Origin of the sequence: Pseudomonas sp. NFACC14 (assembly GCF_900106885.1) — a bacterium.
In the GTDB taxonomy this organism is placed as follows: domain Bacteria; phylum Pseudomonadota; class Gammaproteobacteria; order Pseudomonadales; family Pseudomonadaceae; genus Aquipseudomonas; species Aquipseudomonas fluorescens_AA.
In genome coordinates this window covers 659,332-676,484 of the sequence record NZ_FNOA01000001.1, presented here as the reverse complement: position 1 = coordinate 676,484, position 17,153 = coordinate 659,332, and the positions used below count along the sequence as shown (strand labels likewise).

Genomic DNA, 17,153 nt, shown 5'->3' with positions numbered 1-17,153 from the left:
GAGGATGTTCGAGGAAGAAAACGCGCAATGGGGGCTGGTGCATGCCCTGGTGCTGGACGGTAAAGGCGGCGCGCGTTCCATAGCCCGGACCGAACTCGACGATTTGCAGTTGCAGGCCCACGAAAGCCTGTGGCTGCACTGGGATCGCAGTCATCCGCAAACCCACACCTGGCTGCGCAAATCCAGCGGCCTGAGCGAATTCAACTGCGACCTGCTGCTCGAAGAGAACACCCGGCCGCGCTTGTTGCCGTTGCCCAATGCTGAACTGCTGCTGTTCCTGCGGGGGATCAACCTCAACCCGGGTGCCGAGCCGGAAGACATGGTGTCGGTACGGATCTTCGCGTCCGCCCAGCGGGTGATCTCCCTGCGCCTGCGTCCGTTGCGCGCCACCGATGAACTGTTGGCGCAACTGGCCGAGGGCAAGGGGCCGAAAACGGCCTCTGAACTCATCCTTTATATGGCGCAATACCTCACCAACAAGGTGCAGGACCTGGTCACTTGCCTGTCCGAAATCGTCGACGGGGAGGAAGAAAAGCTTGATACCGACGAACGGTATACTCCCGAGCACGACGCCATTTTGCACATCCGTCGAAGGGCCGCCGGACTCAAGCGATTCCTGGCGCCACAGCGGGACATTTTCGGCCAGATGACGCGGCTCAAGCTGCCCTGGTTTTTCGATGACGACGGCGACTATTGGAACGAATTGAACAACAGCCTGACCCGTTACCTCGAGGAGCTGGAACTGACTCGAGAGCGCGTGGGGCTTGTGCTGGAGGCCGAAGACCGGCGCCTTTCGGTGCGCATGAACCGCACCATGTACCGCTTCGGCATCGTCACCGGGATTTTCCTGCCAATGAGTTTTCTCACCGGCCTTTTGGGTATCAACGTCGGCGGCATTCCGTTTTCCGCAAGCCCCTACGGTTTCATGTTCGCGTGCCTGTTGATGATCTGCGTGGCACTGGGACAGTGGTGGTTGTTCCGTCGTTTGCGCTGGGTATGACAGGGGTTTCATGTGACCCGACGAAATTTGATCGCGTCTTCCACAGACATCACGAGAGGTGCGTATGCACGATCCGTTTGAACAGTCTTTGCGCGACATGCTCAAGGCTTCGCCGTCCAGCCGGGACGACGATGCATGCCTGGGACGTGTACTGAAAACCGCCAACCGCCAGGTCGGCGCGGGCGATCTGTTCAGCCTGCTGGGCCGCTGGTTGCCCGCGCTGATGATCGCCCTGAATAACGGATCGGCCCATGTCTCGCCGGTTTCCCGTCGTAAACCTGTTACTCGCACCGCTGATAAGGCTGATTGAATATGGAACTTGATCTCTGGACCCAGAGCCTCGTCACGGCAATGACTGCGTTGTGGACCAAGGTAGCCAACTTCATCCCGAACCTCTTCGGGGCGCTGGTGGTGTTGTTGCTGGGTTTTGTCGTGGCCAAGCTGCTGGATACGTTGCTGTCCAAGTTGCTCGCCAAGCTGGGTCTCGATCGCCTGATGGGCGGCACCGGTCTGACCAAGTTGCTGTCCCGTGGCGGCATTCAGGTGCCGATCTCGACCCTGGTCGGCAAGATCGTCTATTGGTTCGTCTTGCTGATTTTTTTGGTTTCCGCAGCGGAATCCCTTGGCCTTGAGCGAGTTTCAGCTACGCTCGATATGCTTGCATTGTATTTGCCGAAGGTTTTTGGTGCCGCGCTGGTGTTGCTGGTGGGTGTCCTGCTGGCACAACTGGCCAATGGGCTGGTACGCGGTGCGGCCGAAGGCGTCGGGCTGGACTATGCCGCTGGCGTGGGGCGTATCGCCCAGGGCCTGGTGATTATCATCAGTATTTCGGTGGCGATCAGCCAGTTGGAGGTCAAGACCGACCTGCTCAACCACGTGATCGTGATCGTATTGATTACCGTTGGTCTGGCGGTTGCGCTGGCAATGGGATTGGGAAGCCGGGAAATCGCCGGTCAGATTCTTGCGGGAATCTATGTGCGTGAATTGTATGAGGTTGGGCAACAAGTGCGTGTTGGCGAGGTCGAAGGCCAGATCGAGGAGATCGGCACGGTGAAAACCACATTGCTGACCGAGGAGGGCGAGTTGGTGTCGCTTTCCAATCGGATCCTGCTGGAACAGCATGTGAGTAGCCGCTAACCCGGCAAACCCTGCTAATGTATGCCGCCGCGAAATGCCTGCTAGCACAGGCTGCGGCGCACATTGACCTAGACTGTCGGCCCGACTTGTTTTGAACAAACCCCAATCGCTATCCACGCGCTACGACCCCCGTGATCTCTCCGATGAGGAGTTGGTTGCGCGCGCGCATACGGAGCTGTTCCACGTAACGCGCGCCTATGAAGAGTTGATGCGTCGCTACCAGAGAACTTTATTTAACGTTTGTGCGCGTTATCTCGGGAACGATCGTGATGCTGACGATGTCTGTCAGGAGGTGATGTTGAAGGTGCTGTATGGCCTGAAGAACTTCGAGGGGAAATCGAAGTTCAAGACCTGGCTCTACAGCATCACGTACAACGAATGCATCACGCAGTATCGCAAGGAACGGCGAAAGCGTCGCTTGATGGACGCGTTGAGCCTGGACCCTCTCGAGGAAGCGTCGGAAGATAAGGCGCCCAAGCCCGAGGAAAAGGGTGGGCTCGATCGCTGGCTGGTCCATGTAAACCCGATCGATCGGGAAATTCTGGTGCTACGATTTGTCGCAGAGCTGGAATTCCAGGAGATCGCAGACATAATGCACATGGGTTTGAGCGCGACAAAAATGCGTTACAAGCGCGCTCTTGACAAATTGCGTGAGAAATTTGCGGGCATTGCTGAAACTTAGTTCGGCGCAAATATCTCTTACGCGTAGGCAAGTTCTGATAGACTTGCCGCCGAGTTGTCCCCCGGTTTGCGGGACTGCTTCACAATCACCAGATGGGGATTTAACGGATGAAACTGAAAAACACCTTGGGCTTTGCCATTGGTTCTTTGATTGCTGCCACTTCGTTCGGCGCTCTGGCACAAGGCCAAGGCGCAGTTGAAATCGAAGGCTTCGCCAAGAAAGAACAATTCGACAGCGCTCGTAACTTCAAGAACAACGGCAACCTGTTCGGCGGTTCGGTTGGTTACTTTCTGACCGACGACGTTGAACTGCGTCTGGCCTACGACGAAGTGCACAACGCACGTACCGACGACGGCACTAACGTCAAGGGCGCCAACACCGCTCTGGACGCCCTGTACCACTTCAACAACCCAGGCGACATGCTGCGTCCTTACGTTTCGGCCGGTTTCTCCGACCAGAGCATCGACCAGAATGGCAGCAACGGTCGTAACCGTTCTACCTTCGCCAACGTTGGTGGCGGCGCCAAGCTGTATTTCACCGAGAACTTCTACGCCCGTGCCGGCGTTGAAGCTCAGTACAACATCGACCAGGGCGACACCGAGTGGGCGCCAAGCGTCGGTATCGGTGTGAACTTCGGTGGCGGCTCCAAGCCTGCTGCTGCTCCAGTTCCAGCTCCGGCTGAAGTCTGCTCCGACAGCGACAACGACGGCGTGTGCGACAACGTCGACAAGTGCCCTGACACCCCAGCCAACGTAACCGTTGACGCTGATGGCTGCCCAGCAGTTGCCGAAGTCGTTCGTGTTGAGCTGGACGTCAAGTTCGACTTCGACAAGTCGGTCGTCAAGCCTAACAGCTACGGCGACATCAAGAACCTGGCTGACTTCATGAAGCAGTACCCATCCACCACCACTACTGTTGAAGGTCATACTGACTCCGTCGGTCCTGACGCTTACAACCAGAAACTGTCTGAGCGTCGTGCAAACGCCGTCAAGCAAGTTCTGACCAACCAGTACGGTGTTGAATCGTCCCGCGTTCAGTCTGTTGGCTACGGCGAAACCCGCCCAGTTGCCGACAACGCCACTGAAGCTGGTCGTGCAGTTAACCGTCGCGTAGAAGCGCAGGTTGAAGCTCAAGCTAAGTAATTAGCCCACAGCTTTGGAAAAGCCCGGCCCAGGCCGGGCTTTTCTTTGCCTGCGATTTATGAAAATGAGGGGGCGTTGCCGCAAAACAGTTGGTTAAACACAAAACCTGTGGGAGCGAGCTTGCTCGCGATAGCGGTGTGTCAGCCAGTATGGATGCTGCTGATCCGACGCTATCGCGAGCAAGCTCGCTTTCACATAGGGTTGGGTGTTGTTGGTTACAGCGCCGAAGCCTGAACCCACGCCGGCTGTGAGGCGGTGAGTTCGGCAGCACCGGCCACCGCGCCAATCACCAGGATCGCCGGGCTCTTGAGCTGGAAGGCGCTGGCATCGGCTTCCATCGAGGCCAGGTCGCTGCGGCAATCACGCTGGTGGGGCAGGGAGGCGTTTTCGATCATGGCCACGGGCGTGTTCGCCGCCAGGCCACCGGCCAGCAACTGCTCACGGATCTCGCTCAGTTTCGCCACGCCCATGTACACCACCAGTGTCGTGCCGCTTTGGGCCAGGGCTTGCCAGTTCAGGCGGCTACCGTCCTGGGTGTGGGCCGTGACGAGGGTCACGCCCCGGGCAATCCCGCGCAAGGTCAGTGGAATATCGCACTGGGTCGCTCCCGCGAGGCCGGCGGTGATGCCGTTGACCAGCTCCACCTCGACGCCATGCTCGCGCAACCACTGTGCCTCTTCGCCGCCGCGGCCGAAGATGCACGGGTCGCCGCCCTTGAGGCGCACCACGCATTTGCCCTGGCGGGCATAACGCAGCATCAGCCGATGAATGAAGGCCTGGGGGGTGGAACGACAGCCGCCGCGCTTGCCCACGGCAATGATGCGCGCTGCGGGGCAGTGTTCCAGCACCGCGGCATTGACCAGGTCGTCGATCAACACCACGTCGGCCTCGCCCAAGGCGCGCACGGCTTTGAGGGTCAGCAATTCAGGGTCACCGGGACCTGCACCCACCAGCCAGACTTTTGCGTTCATAGTGTTTTCCTCACGAGATAGCCGCCAGCGGTTGCGCAGTGGTAACCAGCAGGCGTTTGATTTCCGGTACGCAAGAACCGCATTGCGTGCCACAGCCCAGTTCCTGTTTAAGCCCCTGCAAGTCCAAGCCACGTTCAATGCCTGCGCAGATTGCACGCTGGCTGACGTTCATGCAGTTGCACAGCGTTTTGCTGCCACCCGTTGCGGCGCCGACATTGCCCGGCGGCGCGCTCAAAGGCGCCAGCAGCCAGCGCCGCAGCTGTTCATCGGCACGGCCTTCCAGCCACAGGTTCTGCAGCCAGTGTCGAGCCAGGGTTTCGCCGGCCAGGCGAATGGCGGTGATGTGGCCGTTTTCGATGCGCACCCGTTTGCCGATGGCGCGACGCGGGTCGTCATAGGCCAGCACCGGCCCGTCGATCAGGCCCAATTGCTCGTCGATGGCCTGGAGCAGTTGCGGTTCGGGCGCGACGGCGCTGGCAGCGCGAATCAGCAACGCGGGACGCTCACGGCCGGTCAGGCTCAGGCTGACGTAGGAAAACGCCTCGCACAGGGGGCGCAGCGCCTCCAGATGCTGTTGAACATCGCCTTCGATCAAGGCGAAAAGTTGCCAAGGCAGGTTCACCGGCTCCAGGCGCACGCCGCTGTGCTTGAGTTCCGGTTGTTTCGACAAGGGGTCGAAAGCCGGTTGAGTCAGGGTATTCACGCCGCCCTTTAGGAATCGATCCCCCCAGTGCATGGGCAGGAACGCTTGGCCGGGGCGTACGCTGTCGTCGCTGTCCACCGCCACGATCACGCTGCCGCGACGGCTCTTGAGGCTGACCAGGTCGCCCGCTTGCAGGCGATGCCGCCGCAGTTCATCGGGGTGCAGGCTGAGTACGGCTTCGTTCACATGCCCAAACAGCTGCGCGGCAGTACCGGTACGGCTCATGCCGTGCCACTGGTCACGCAAGCGGCCCGTGTTGAGGGTCAATGGGTAGCGGGCGTCACGCAGTTCCTGGGCGGCGCGATAGGGATCGGCCACGAAGCGCGCTCGGCCATTGTCGGTCGGGAAAATCCCGTCCACGTACAGGCGCGCCGTCCCGACCGTGGCGCCATCCGGGAAGGGCCATTGCTGGGGGCCGAGCCGGTCGATCAGGGCATGACTGATGCCGGACAAGTCCAGGTCGCGGCCACGGGTCAGCTGCTTGTATTCATCGAACAGTTGGGCCGGGGTGTCGAAGGCGAACAGGCTGGGTTGGCCCGGGCGCAGACGTTTCTCCAGGCGTTGTGCGAAATCCACTGTGATTGCCCAGTCCGGCCGTGCTTCACCCGGTGCGCCGATGGCCCGACGGACGTGGGAAATACGTCGTTCGGAGTTGGTCACCGAGCCTTCTTTCTCGCCCCAGCTGGCTGCCGGCAGCAGCAGGTCGGCAAAGGCGGCGGTTTCGGTGGTCCGGAAGGCTTCCTGCAACACCACGAACGGACAGGCTTGCAGGGCCTCGCGTACCGCTGTCTGGTCCGGCATCGACTGGGCCGGGTTGGTGCAGGCGATCCACAAGGCCTTGATCTTGCCGCTGCGCACCTGCTCGAACAGCTCGATGGCGCTCAAGCCGGTGGTGGCGGGCAATTGCTCGACCCCCCAGTAACGGGCGACGTCGGCGCGATGCTCCGGGTTGGCCGCTTCGCGGTGGCCCGGCAGCAGGTTCGACAGGCTGCCGGTTTCCCGTCCGCCCATGGCATTGGGTTGGCCGGTCAGCGAGAAGGGGCCCGCCCCCGGCCGGCCGATTTGCCCGGTGGCCAGGTGCAGGTTGATCAGTGCGCTGTTTTTCGCGCTGCCGGCGGTGGACTGGTTCAGGCCCATGCACCACAACGACAGGAAGCTTGGCGAGGTGCCGACCCATTCGGCGCACTGGTGCAGTTGTTCGACGCTGATGCCGCACAGCTGGGCAACCATCGCCGGGGTGTAGTCGCGTACCAGGTTCTTCAGGTCCGCCAAACCTTCGGTGTGGGCCTTGATGAAGTCGCGGTTGACCCAGTCTTCCCACAGCAGCAGGTGCAAAATCCCATGGAACAAGGCGACATCGGTGCCTGGCAGGATCGCCAGGTGCAGGTCCGCCAGGTCGCAGGTGTCGGTGCGCCGGGGATCGATGACGATGACTTTCATCTGCGGTCGGCGGGATTTTGCCTCTTCGAGGCGGCGAAAGAGGATGGGATGGGCGTAGGCCATGTTACTGCCGACGATCATCACACAGTCGCTCAGCTCCAGGTCTTCATAGCTGCAGGGCGGGGCGTCGGCGCCTAGGCTGCGCTTGTAGCCCACCACGGCGGAGGACATGCACAGCCGGGAATTGCTGTCGATGTTGTTGGTGCCCACCAACGCCCTGGCGAGTTTGTTGAAGGCGTAGTAATCCTCGGTCAGCAACTGGCCGGAGATGTAGAACGCCACGCTGTCGGGGCCGTGCTCGACAAGGGTCTCGGCGAAGACACTGGCGGCGTGATCCAGGGCGCTGTCCCAATCGGCGCGGGCCCGTGCCAGGCCTTTGCCCAGGCGCAGCTCCGGGTACAGGGCGCGGGCGGCGAGGTCGCCGGTCAGGTGCAGGGTGGAACCCTTGCTGCACAGTTTGCCGAAGTTGGCCGGGTGGGCGGGATCGCCGCTGACGCCGAGGATGCGCTCGTCGTCATGCTCGATCAGCACGCCGCAACCGACCCCGCAATAACAGCAGGTCGAGGCCGTGATCTGGCGGTTCATCAGCTTGCGTCCCGCAGGGCCAACTGCACCCGGCCGTTTTCGACCCGGGCCGAATGATGATGGGCGCAGCCCACGTCGGGGGCTTGGGCCTGGCCGCTTTCCAGGTCGATCTGCCAGTTGTGCAGCGGACAGGCCACGCGCTTGCCGTAGACCAAGCCTTGGGACAACGGACCGCCCTTGTGCGGGCAACGGTCATCGAGGGCGAACACTTCATCGTCGCTGGTGCGGAAAATCGCGATATCGCCTTTGGGGCCATTGATGATGCGCGAGCCCAAGATGTTGATCTCTTCCAGTGCGCAGATATCCAACCAGTTCATGCCGGCACCTCCAGGTTTCTCACGGGGATGACCTCGAACTCTTTCTTCAAATGCGGTTGTTCCAGGCGTTGCTTCCAAGGGTCCTGCTCCAGCGACAGGGAAAACTTCAGGCGTTCATGGAGGGCCTTGCGCCGCTCGGGGTCTTCCAGCACGGCCTTCTTGATGTGCTCCATGCCAACGCGCTGCATGTAGTGCACAGTGCGTTCGAGGTAGAAGGCTTCCTCGCGGTACAGCTGCAGGAAGGCGCCGTTGTATTCGCGCACTTCCTCTGCGGTCTTGAGCTTGACGAAGAATTCGGCGACCTCGGTCTTGATCCCGCCGTTGCCACCGATGTACATCTCCCAGCCGGAGTCGACGCCAATGATGCCGACGTCCTTGATTCCGGCTTCCGAACAGTTGCGTGGGCAGCCGGAAACGGCCAGCTTCACTTTGTGGGGCGACCACATGTTGAACAGGTCGTGCTCCAGCTCGATGCCCAGTTGGGTCGAGTTCTGCGTGCCGAAGCGGCAGAACTCGCTGCCCACGCAAGTCTTCACGGTGCGGATGGATTTGCCGTAGGCGTGGCCGGACGGCATGTCGAGGTCTTTCCAGACGCCGGGCAGGTCCTGCTTCTTGATCCCCAGCAAATCGATGCGCTGGCCACCGGTGACCTTGACCATGGGCACGTTGTACTTGTCGGCCACGTCGGCGATGCGCCGCAGCTCGGAGGGATTGGTCACGCCGCCCCACATCCGCGGAACCACGGAGTAGGTGCCGTCTTTCTGGATGTTGGCGTGGGCGCGCTCGTTGATCAGGCGCGACTGCGGGTCATCCTGGGCTTCGCCGGGCCAGGTGGAGATCAGGTAGTAGTTCAGCGCCGGGCGGCAGGTGGCGCAGCCGTTCGGGGTACGCCAGTTCAGGTAGCTCATGGTCCCGGCGATGGTCAGCAGGTGCTGGTCGCGGATCGCCTGGCGGATCTGGCCGTGGTTGAGGTCGCTGCACCCGCAGATGGCTTTTTCGCTTTTCGGCTTGACGTCCGCCGCGCCGCCGACGGTATTGATCAGGATCTGCTCCACCAGGCCGGCGCAGGAGCCGCAGGAGCTGGCGGCCTTGGTGTGTTTTTTCACGTCATCGACGCTGAACAGCCCGTGTTCCTGGATCGCCTTGACGATGGTGCCCTTGCACACGCCGTTGCAGCCGCAGACTTCGGCACTGTCGGCCATGCTCATGGCTTTGTCCTGGCCTTGGTGGCCGACATCGCCCAAAGCGTTCTCGCCGAACATCAGGTGATCGCGGATTTCGCCGATGGCGTGGTTTTCACGGATCTGGCGGAAGTACCAGCCGCCATCTGCGGTATCGCCGTACAGGCAGGCACCGACCAGCACGTCGTCCTTGATCACCAGCTTTTTGTAGACGCCGCCGATGGGATCGGAAAGGGTGATGGTCTCGGTGCCTTCGCCACCCATGAAGTCCCCGGCGGAGAACAGGTCGATGCCGGTGACTTTCAACTTGGTCGACGTGACCGAGCCCTTGTAAGTGGCGAAGCCCAGTTGGGCGAGGTGGTTGGCGCAGACCTTGGCCTGTTCGAACAACGGTGCGACCAAACCGTAGGCGGTGCCGCGATGGTTGGCGCATTCACCGATGGCGTAGATGCGCGGGTCGTAGGTTTGCATCGTGTCGTTGACCAGGATCCCACGGTTGCACGGGATGCCGGATTTTTCCGCCAGTCCGGTGTTGGGGCGGATGCCGGCGGCCATCACCACCAGGTCGGCGGGGATGATGTCGCCGTTCTTGAACTGCACCGAGCCGACCCGGCCGTTGCCGGCGTCGTGCAAGGCCTGGGTCTGCTCGCTGAGGCGGAATTTCAGGCCACGGTTTTCCAGGGCGGTTTGCAGCAGTTGGCCGCTGGTCTTGTCCAGTTGCCGTTCCAGCAGCCATTCGCCCAGGTGCACCACGGTCACGTCCATGCCCCGCAACTTCAAGCCATTGGCGGCTTCCAGGCCCAGCAGGCCGCCGCCGATGACCACGGCGTGCTTGTGGGTCTTGGCGGTGTCGATCATCGCCTGGGTGTCGGCGATGTCGCGGTAGCCGATCACGCCGTCCAGGGTGTTGCCGGGAATCGGCAGGATGAACGGGGTGGAGCCGGTGGCGATCAGCAGGCGATCGTATTCGGCTTCGCTGCCGTCTTCGGCGATGACCCGACGCTTGACCCGGTCGATCTCCACCACTTTGCGGTTGAGCAGCAGCTTGATGTCGTTGTCCAGGTACCAGCTCAGGTCGTTGAGCACGATCTCTTCGAACGTCTGCTCACCGGCCAGCACCGGCGAGAGCAGGATGCGGTTGTAGTTGGTGTGGGGCTCGGCGCCGAACACCGTGATGTCGTACAGCTCGTTGCTCAGCTTGAGCAGTTCCTCAAGGGTTCGAACCCCGGCCATGCCGTTGCCGATCATCACCAGTTTGAGTTTTTTCATCAGGGTTCTCCGCAAGCCAGGCCCGTTTCGTCACGGCGATCGGACTGGCTCGGCAATTTTTACGAAAACAAAAAAAGGCGTCCCGCTAGCAAGCTAGCGAGGACGCCTTTGTCCTGGTCCCGTTCTCTCGGGAAGCACCGCCTTCATCGTTGGAGGCGTTGCTTTATGTATGGTGAGAGCGGTTATGCAGTGGTTGTGCCAAGTGGCTGGAAGGCGCGGATTTGTTGAAGGGCGGGCGGGTGAGTCGAGTTGAAGAGCGATTTATTGCACCGAATCAAAGCGGGTTGCCCGGTAATGGAGCGTGGGGCGATAGATGTGTAGTGACAGGCAAGCCGCCATCGCGAGCAAGCTCGCTCCCACACTGGATCTGTGGTGGACACACAACCTGTGGGAGCGAGCTTGCTCGCGATAGGCGCGACCGGGTCTCAGCTGTGAAACACCAAAAACAGCAGCACAACATTCACCACCAACGACACCAGCGCCAACGTCCGCCAGACCTTCAGCGGCTCGCGCTCCAGCAATGGCCTGGGCCTTACGCTCAAGCTGCGGCGCTCGCCCTGTTCCAGCAGCAACAGCCACTCCTCGGCGGTTTCAAAGCGTTGTTCCGGGTCTGCGGCGACGGCGCGTTCCAGGCTTTGCCCGAGCCATTCGGGCAGGTCCGGCCGATAGCGGCTGGCACTGACCGGCACACCGAAGCGCGGGCGCTGGAAGGCTTCGATTTCGCCGTAGGGATAATGCCCGGTCAGCAGGAAATACAAGGTCACGCCGACGGCATACAAATCCTGTTGGGCCGTGGGCGCGGTGCCGCCGAAGGCTTCCGGGGCGATGTAGCTGGGGGTGCCGGGCAGCACGTTGGCCTGGTCTTCGGACAGGCCCGGGCAATATGCCAACCCAAAGTCCAGCAAGCGCAATTCCCCGTCGTCGCCCAGGTGCAGGTTTTCCGGCTTGATGTCGCGGTGGTAGATCTGCCTTCGATGCAACAGGCCCACGGCCCGCACCAGCCGTTGCGCCAGCTCCAGCCATTGGGCCAGGGGCAGCGGCCCGCCCTGGTTGAACCGCTCGGCCAGGGTCGCCCCCGGGTATTCCCGCATCACATAGTACAAATGCTGCCGCTGGGGAACGCCATGGACTTCGGGAAACTGCCGCCCGGCGACCCGCTTGAGAAACCATTCTTCCGAGAGCAAGGCCTGTCCGGCCCGGCTGTCGTCCCGTAGCTGCACGGGCAAGGTTTTCAGCAGCCAGGGTTGGCCTTGGCCGTCATGTACCCGGTAGAGCAACGATTGCTGGCTGTGGCCGAGCAGGCTTTCGATCTGCCAGCCCTCGAAGACCTGGCCCGGTTTCAGCGCAGGCGGCAGGGGCCATTGCTGCAACTGGATCAGGGCATCGCCGATGCTGGCTTCGCCCACCGCATCGACCCGCACCAACAAGGCGCTGGCGTTGTCCTGGCTGCCGGCCAGGTGCGCGGCGTTGACCAGCGTCTGCGCGGCCAGGTCCAGGTCCGGCTGGTCACGCAGGATGCCGGCGATGGCCGTGTCCCCCAGGACCGCCCAGACACCATCGCTGAGCAATACGAAGGTTTCGTCGGGGCGCAGTTCACCGTCGAGAAAGTCGAGGATCAGGTGCTGATCCAGGCCCAGGGCGCGCTTGAGCACATGTTGCATGCCCGGCTGTTCCCAGACGTGGTCTTCGCTGACCCGTTGCAGGTGATCGGCGTGCCAGCGGTAGACCCGGCAATCGCCGACATGCGCGAGGGTGAAGCGTCGGCCCCGCAGGACCAGGGCACTGACGGTGGTGAGCAACGGTTGCCCGCCACCGTTGGCCTGCAGCCAGCGATTCTGGGCCAGCAGCAATCGATCCAGTGCCTGGGCCACGCCCCAGGTTTGCGGCGTGGAGTAGTAGTCCAGGGCCAGGGCCTGCAAGGTCGAACGGGCGGCCAGCCCGCCATCGGCGCATTGGCTCACGCCGTCGGCGATAGCGAACAGGTAACCCTTGCTGGCGGCCAGGGCCGGCGCCGGGGTGACCAGGCGCAGGGCGTCCTGGTTTTCTTCCCGCGGGCCGATGGCGCTGGCTTCGGCGAAGCTCAATCGCAGGCTCATGGTTGCAGGTTATACCCGAGCCGCGGTGACGGCGGCCGAACCCCAAGTGGTTCTCCAGCGACGCTTGACGCCGTGCAGGCCGAACCAGGCCAGGACACCGAGGCTGGCGAACAGCCACAGGGCCAGTTGATAGCTGCCGGTGCTTTGCTTGATCGCGCCCATGCCGGCCGCCAGGACGAAGCCGCCGATGCCGCCGGCCATGCCGATCAGCCCGGTCATCACGCCGATTTCGCGGCGGAAGCGTTGTGGCACCAGTTGGAACACTGCGCCGTTGCCCGCACCCAAACCGAGCATGGTGCAAACGAACAGGGCCAGGGCCGCATAGGAGCTTGGCAGGTTGAAGCCCACCGCCGCGATGCAGACCGCCGCTACGGTGTACATGCCCAGCAAGGTGCGGATGCCGCCGAAACGGTCCGCCAGGGCACCGCCCAAGGGACGCATCAGGCTGCCACCGAAGACGCAGGCGGCGGTGTAATAGCCGGCGGTGACCGGGCTCAGGCCGTATTGGTCGTTGAAGTAGCCGGGCAGGGCGCTGGCCAGGCCGATGAAACCACCGAAGGTCACGCTGTAGAAGAACATGAACCACCAGCTGTCACGATCGCCCAGGGCCTTGAGGTAGTCGGCCATGGATTTGGCTTTCGGCCGCTCGGGGGCGTTCTTGGCCAACCAGGCGAAGAGGACCAGGGTCAGCACCAGGGGGATCAGCGCGAAGCCGAACACGTTGGTCCAGCCGAAGGCCACCGCCATCACTGGAGCGATCAACGCTGCGAGCACGGTGCCCGAGTTGCCGGCGCCAGCGATGCCCATGGCCTTGCCCTGGTGCTGTGGCGGATACCACTGGGAGGCCAGCGGCAGGGCCACGGCGAACGACGCGCCGGCCACGCCCAGGAACAAGCCCAGCAACAAGGCTTGCTCGTAGCTGTGGATGCCCAGTTTCCAGGCGCAGAACAGCGCACCGATCACAATCACCTGGCCGACCATGCCGGCGGTCTTCGGTGAAATCCGGTCGGCCAGCAGGCCCATGAACAGGCGCAGTACGGCACCGGCCAGGATCGGCGTCGCCACCATCAGGCCGCGTTGTTGGGTGGTCAGGTGCAGGTCGGCGGAGATCTGCACCGCCAGTGGACCGAGCAGGTACCAGACCATGAAACTCAGGTCGAAATAAAGGAAGGCCGCGAACAGTGTCGGGGTGTGGCCGGATTTCCAGAAGCTTGAATTCATCGCGCACCTCAGCTGTAAAAGTCTCGAGAAATGAGTCAGTGCTTAGGGCAGTGCGCCGTCTGTGGTCGCACCACCGGCTCCGAAGAGCCAAAACAAAAAAACGCCGCAACCCGGATCGCCAGAAAGGCAAGGAGGGTGTGCGACGTCTTTGTCGTAGGTGGGGCAACCGCCGTTGGTTACCTGTGGGTTTGCTTAAGCGAGATCTGTGCCAACAGTAGGGATTGGCGTGAGGGCTATCGCGAGCAAGCTCGCTCCCACAATGGATTTGCGGTGTTCACAGAAGCTGCGGTCACCCTCGGATCCTGTAGGAGCGAGCCTGCTCGCGATAGCGGTAGGTCAGTCAAAGGTGATGTTGAATGCAGGGCCGCCATCGCGAGCAAGCTCGGCTCCCACAGTTGGTTGGGGGTGTTCGCAAATATTGTGTTCACCTCTGGACCTGTGGGAGCGAGCTTGCTCGCGATAGCGGTAGGTCAGTCGCCGGTTATGTTGAATGCAGGGCCGCCATCGCGAGCAAGCTCGGCTCCCACAGTTGGTTGGGGGTGTTCGCAAATATTGTGTTCACCCCTGGACCTGTGGGAGCGAGCTTGCTCGCGATGGCGGCAGGCCAGGCGCTACAAGGCTTTCAGCCGAGCAACTCGTTCATGGCAATGATCTGCTCCGCCACCTGGATCAGCTTCTGCTGGCGGCTCATGGCCTGGCGGCGCATCAAGGTGTAGGCCTGTTCTTCGTTGCAGTCCTTCATCTTCATCAACATGCCCTTGGCCAGTTCGATGCGCTTGCGTTCGGCCAGTTGCTGGTCCCGGGCCAGGAGTTGGGCGCGCAGGGCCTGGTCGCTTTCGAAGCGGGCCATGGCCACGTCGAGGATCGGTTGCAGGCGCGCGGCGTGGATGCCTTCGACGATGTAGGCACTGACGCCCGACTTGATCGCCTGGCGCATCACATTGGGGTCGTGCTCGTCGGTAAACATGACGATCGGTCGTGGTTGGTCGCGACTGACCAGCACCACTTGCTCCATCACGTCGCGCCCGGGTGACTCGGTATCGATCAGGATCACATCCGGACGCACCGTTTCGACGCGCGCCGGCAGGTCGATGGTCAGGCCGGATTCGTCGATCACTTCGAAGCCGGCTTCAATCAGGGCGGCCTTGAGGCGGCCGACTTTTTTCGCGGTGTCGTTGATCAGCAGGATACGCAACATGGTCGTGGCTCCTGTCAGCGGCTGGCGAGAAGGGGAGCCGCATCGCTCAAGGCGTGCAGTTTGAAGCTGCGGGCGTACCCGGCCGGGTCCGAGCCGTCCCAGATGATGCCGTCGATCAGTTGGCTGCTGCGCATGTCCTGGCCCGGGGGCGCGATGTCCAGCGCCGCACAGGCTTCACGGTACAGCTTGAGCTGCTGGACGTCCCGGGCCACGGCCAGGTAATCCGGGTCTTCGCGCAGCAGGCCCCAGCGACGGAACTGGGTCATGAACCACATGCCGTCGGACAGGTATGGCAGGTTCACCTCGCCATTGCCGTGGAAGCGCATGGCGTGGGGATCCTGCCAGCTGTTGCCCAAACCGTCGGCGTAGATTCCCAGCAAGCGCGGCTCGATGCAGTCCAGCGGGGCGTCGAGGTATTCGGGTGCACTCAACAGTTGCGCGGTGCTGCGACGGTTTTCGCTGCTTTGTTCGATGAAGCGGCTGGCTTCGAGGATCGCCATCACCAAGGCCCGGGCGGTATTGGGGTATTGCTCGACGAACGCCCGGGTGCAGCCCAGGACTTTTTCCGGATGGTCGGGCCAGATGGTCTGGGTGGTCGCCAGGGTAAAACCGAGGTTCTGCTTCACCGCGCTGGCACACCACGGTTCGCCGACACAAAAGCCGTCGATGCGCCCGGCTTGCAGGTGCGCAATCATTTGCGGCGGCGGCACCACCACGCTGTCGACGTCCGACAAGGGGTGGATGCCCTGGGCGGCGAGCCAGTAATAGAGCCACATGGCGTGGGTGCCGGTGGGGAAGGTCTGGGCGAAGGTCAGTTTCGGGCGAGTTTGGTGCACGTGCCGTTCCAGTGCCTCAGGACTGGTCACGCCCTGGGCCTGCAAGCCATGGGACAGGTTGATGCTCTGGCCGTTCTGGTTCAGCCCCATCAGTACCGCCATGTCGGTCGCTGCGACCCCGCCGATGCCCAGGTGCACAGCGTAGACCAGGCCATACAGGCTGTGGGCGGCATCGATTTCACCGCTGACCAGTTTGTCCCTCAGGTTGGCCCAGGATGCCTGGCGCTTGAGGTTCAGGGTCAGGCCGTAGGGTTGGGCGAAGCCCTGGGTGGCGGCGACCACCACCGGGGCGCAGTCGCTCAACGCCATGAAACCGAGATTGACCGCGCTCTTTTCCGGGGCATCGCTGCCATTGACCCAGGCCAGGGGGTTGGCTGGAACTTCATTCATCGCGCTTCACCTTTACACATAAAAAAGCGCCGTGTCCGAGCCAAATGCCAGAGCCGGGCCGGAAACGCCGCCATTGTCCCTTCAATCAGTCTGGCACTCATTTGGCCACCGGCATGGGCGCCGATGAACAGTAATGGTGCAAGGCATATGCCAGCCCGGCCCTCATCACCTTTCCATCAAGATTCCAGGCGTCGGGTCTTTCATCCTGTCGTTCCTTCCAACGCCACGTCGCAAAGGAGACGGTATGCAGGACAAATCAATTCGCGCCACGGCCTTGCCTGATCTGGGCGAACGCGTGCTGCACCTGCGCGTGGCCCAGTCCCCGGTTCAGCTCAATGCTGCACAGTTGGGCCGCAGCCACTGCCTGCCCGTCGGTTGGGAGGGTTTGGTGGTGCAGGGCGATTCGCTGCGCTTCAGTGGCGGCAAGTTGCAGGTCACGCCGGTGTGCGAAGCGACGCTGGTCAAGCTGCAGGCGTTCCTGGATATGAGCGATGCCCTGATGGATGTCGGGCAACGGCTGGACGCGCTGCCATGGGCCTTGTTGCCGGTGGCCGGCGAAACCGTCCGCTCGCCCCAACGGCTCGAACGCTGGTACATCAGGCAAGCGATGGACGGCACCGAGGCCTATCACGCTGTCGCTCGCCTGTTGCGTCATCACGAGAGCTACGGGCTCGTGCGGTTTTTGCTGGAGCAAGGCACCCGCAGTGAAAAGCTGACCACCCTGGCGCAGCGTTATGGCGTGTCGGTCTCGCATTTTCGCCGGCTCTGCCACCAGGCCCTGGGTAGCGCGGCCAAGCCGGCCTTGCGCGGTTGGCGCACGGCCCAGGCGTTGTTGAACATGAGCCTTGGGGACGGCTCGCTGACCGATGTCGCGCTGGAGTTCGGCTTCGCCTCTTCGTCACATTTCTCCAAGGAGATTCGCGAGCTGGTGGGTTTTACCCCCAGCAGCCTGGCCGATATCACCTACTTGCCAGGCAAGTGAGTC

General features: G+C 62.2%; 14 protein-coding genes. 6 read left to right on the top strand and 8 right to left on the bottom strand.

Translation table 11 applies throughout. From position 1 onward, the window contains the following. Positions 1 to 4 precede the first annotated feature (4 nt). From BLU85_RS03200 to BLU85_RS03180, 5 genes are all read left to right on the top strand, one after another. On the top strand, positions 5 to 1,000 hold the full coding sequence (locus BLU85_RS03200; protein WP_092197528.1) for a zinc transporter ZntB: 996 nt from the start codon (positions 5 to 7) through the stop codon (positions 998 to 1,000). A gap of 64 nt (positions 1,001 to 1,064) precedes the next feature. Beyond that, entirely contained in the window at positions 1,065 to 1,310 is a 246-nt protein-coding gene (locus BLU85_RS03195; protein ID WP_014337331.1) for a hypothetical protein, read from the top strand. Positions 1,311 to 1,312: 2 nt separating this feature from the next. Then, positions 1,313 to 2,137 carry a mechanosensitive ion channel family protein gene (locus BLU85_RS03190; protein WP_003199523.1) on the top strand — a complete coding sequence of 275 codons (825 nt, stop codon included), beginning with the start codon at positions 1,313 to 1,315 and terminating at the stop codon, positions 2,135 to 2,137. A 91-nt stretch (positions 2,138 to 2,228) separates the two neighbouring features. Beyond that, complete coding sequence (sigX, locus tag BLU85_RS03185) at positions 2,229 to 2,819, top strand: RNA polymerase sigma factor SigX (protein WP_092197526.1); 591 nt, start codon at positions 2,229 to 2,231, stop codon at positions 2,817 to 2,819. Between the two features lie 107 nt (positions 2,820 to 2,926). Beyond that, complete coding sequence (locus tag BLU85_RS03180) at positions 2,927 to 3,961, top strand: OmpA family protein (RefSeq protein ID WP_092166763.1); 1,035 nt, start codon at positions 2,927 to 2,929, stop codon at positions 3,959 to 3,961. A 215-nt stretch (positions 3,962 to 4,176) separates the two neighbouring features. On the opposite strand, the gene cobA is transcribed toward BLU85_RS03180, so the two are convergent. The 8 genes from cobA to BLU85_RS03140 all read right to left on the bottom strand — a co-directional run bounded on the left by cobA (position 4,177) and on the right by BLU85_RS03140 (position 16,168). Continuing rightward, complete coding sequence (cobA, locus tag BLU85_RS03175; protein ID WP_092197524.1) at positions 4,177 to 4,932, bottom strand: uroporphyrinogen-III C-methyltransferase; 756 nt, start codon at positions 4,930 to 4,932, stop codon at positions 4,177 to 4,179. A gap of 10 nt (positions 4,933 to 4,942) precedes the next feature. Beyond that, positions 4,943 to 7,660, bottom strand: a complete 2,718-nt coding sequence (locus tag BLU85_RS03170) for a nitrate reductase (RefSeq protein ID WP_092197522.1) — start codon at positions 7,658 to 7,660, stop codon at positions 4,943 to 4,945. Further along, positions 7,660 to 7,977, bottom strand: coding sequence for a nitrite reductase small subunit NirD (gene nirD / locus BLU85_RS03165; RefSeq protein ID WP_018605256.1), 318 nt, complete (start codon positions 7,975 to 7,977; stop codon positions 7,660 to 7,662). The genes BLU85_RS03170 and nirD overlap by 1 nt, the downstream gene beginning before the upstream one ends. Beyond that, the gene (gene nirB, locus BLU85_RS03160; protein ID WP_092197520.1) at positions 7,974 to 10,427 is read right to left on the bottom strand and encodes a nitrite reductase large subunit NirB; all 2,454 of its coding nucleotides are present in this window, start codon (positions 10,425 to 10,427) and stop codon (positions 7,974 to 7,976) included. The genes nirD and nirB overlap by 4 nt, the downstream gene beginning before the upstream one ends. A 425-nt stretch (positions 10,428 to 10,852) precedes the next feature. Beyond that, positions 10,853 to 12,523, bottom strand: a complete 1,671-nt coding sequence (locus BLU85_RS03155) for a bifunctional protein-serine/threonine kinase/phosphatase (RefSeq protein WP_092197518.1) — start codon at positions 12,521 to 12,523, stop codon at positions 10,853 to 10,855. A gap of 9 nt (positions 12,524 to 12,532) precedes the next feature. After that, positions 12,533 to 13,744 carry a nitrate/nitrite transporter gene (locus BLU85_RS03150; protein ID WP_092197516.1) on the bottom strand — a complete coding sequence of 404 codons (1,212 nt, stop codon included), beginning with the start codon at positions 13,742 to 13,744 and terminating at the stop codon, positions 12,533 to 12,535. A 622-nt stretch (positions 13,745 to 14,366) separates the two neighbouring features. After that, positions 14,367 to 14,942, bottom strand: a complete 576-nt coding sequence (locus tag BLU85_RS03145) for an ANTAR domain-containing response regulator (protein ID WP_060738484.1) — start codon at positions 14,940 to 14,942, stop codon at positions 14,367 to 14,369. Between the two features lie 14 nt (positions 14,943 to 14,956). Then, entirely contained in the window at positions 14,957 to 16,168 is a 1,212-nt protein-coding gene (locus tag BLU85_RS03140; RefSeq protein WP_092197514.1) for a CmpA/NrtA family ABC transporter substrate-binding protein, read from the bottom strand. Between the two features lie 244 nt (positions 16,169 to 16,412). Between BLU85_RS03140 and BLU85_RS03135 the strand changes: the two genes are divergently transcribed. Next, positions 16,413 to 17,150, top strand: coding sequence for a helix-turn-helix domain-containing protein (locus BLU85_RS03135; protein ID WP_092197512.1), 738 nt, complete (start codon positions 16,413 to 16,415; stop codon positions 17,148 to 17,150). Positions 17,151 to 17,153: the final 3 nt, after the last annotated feature.

Coding starts and splice junctions, on each gene's coding strand:
- BLU85_RS03200 (WP_092197528.1), top strand. CDS start 5: ATGTTCGAGGAAGAAAACGCGCAATGGGGGCTGGTGCATGCCCTGGTG.
- BLU85_RS03195 (WP_014337331.1), top strand. CDS start 1,065: ATGCACGATCCGTTTGAACAGTCTTTGCGCGACATGCTCAAGGCTTCG.
- BLU85_RS03190 (WP_003199523.1), top strand. CDS start 1,313: ATGGAACTTGATCTCTGGACCCAGAGCCTCGTCACGGCAATGACTGCG.
- BLU85_RS03180 (WP_092166763.1), top strand. CDS start 2,927: ATGAAACTGAAAAACACCTTGGGCTTTGCCATTGGTTCTTTGATTGCT.
- cobA (WP_092197524.1), bottom strand. CDS start 4,932: ATGAACGCAAAAGTCTGGCTGGTGGGTGCAGGTCCCGGTGACCCTGAA.
- BLU85_RS03170 (WP_092197522.1), bottom strand. CDS start 7,660: ATGAACCGCCAGATCACGGCCTCGACCTGCTGTTATTGCGGGGTCGGT.
- nirD (WP_018605256.1), bottom strand. CDS start 7,977: ATGAACTGGTTGGATATCTGCGCACTGGAAGAGATCAACATCTTGGGC.
- nirB (WP_092197520.1), bottom strand. CDS start 10,427: ATGAAAAAACTCAAACTGGTGATGATCGGCAACGGCATGGCCGGGGTT.
- BLU85_RS03155 (WP_092197518.1), bottom strand. CDS start 12,523: ATGAGCCTGCGATTGAGCTTCGCCGAAGCCAGCGCCATCGGCCCGCGG.
- BLU85_RS03150 (WP_092197516.1), bottom strand. CDS start 13,744: ATGAATTCAAGCTTCTGGAAATCCGGCCACACCCCGACACTGTTCGCG.
- BLU85_RS03145 (WP_060738484.1), bottom strand. CDS start 14,942: ATGTTGCGTATCCTGCTGATCAACGACACCGCGAAAAAAGTCGGCCGC.
- BLU85_RS03140 (WP_092197514.1), bottom strand. CDS start 16,168: ATGAATGAAGTTCCAGCCAACCCCCTGGCCTGGGTCAATGGCAGCGAT.
- BLU85_RS03135 (WP_092197512.1), top strand. CDS start 16,413: ATGCAGGACAAATCAATTCGCGCCACGGCCTTGCCTGATCTGGGCGAA.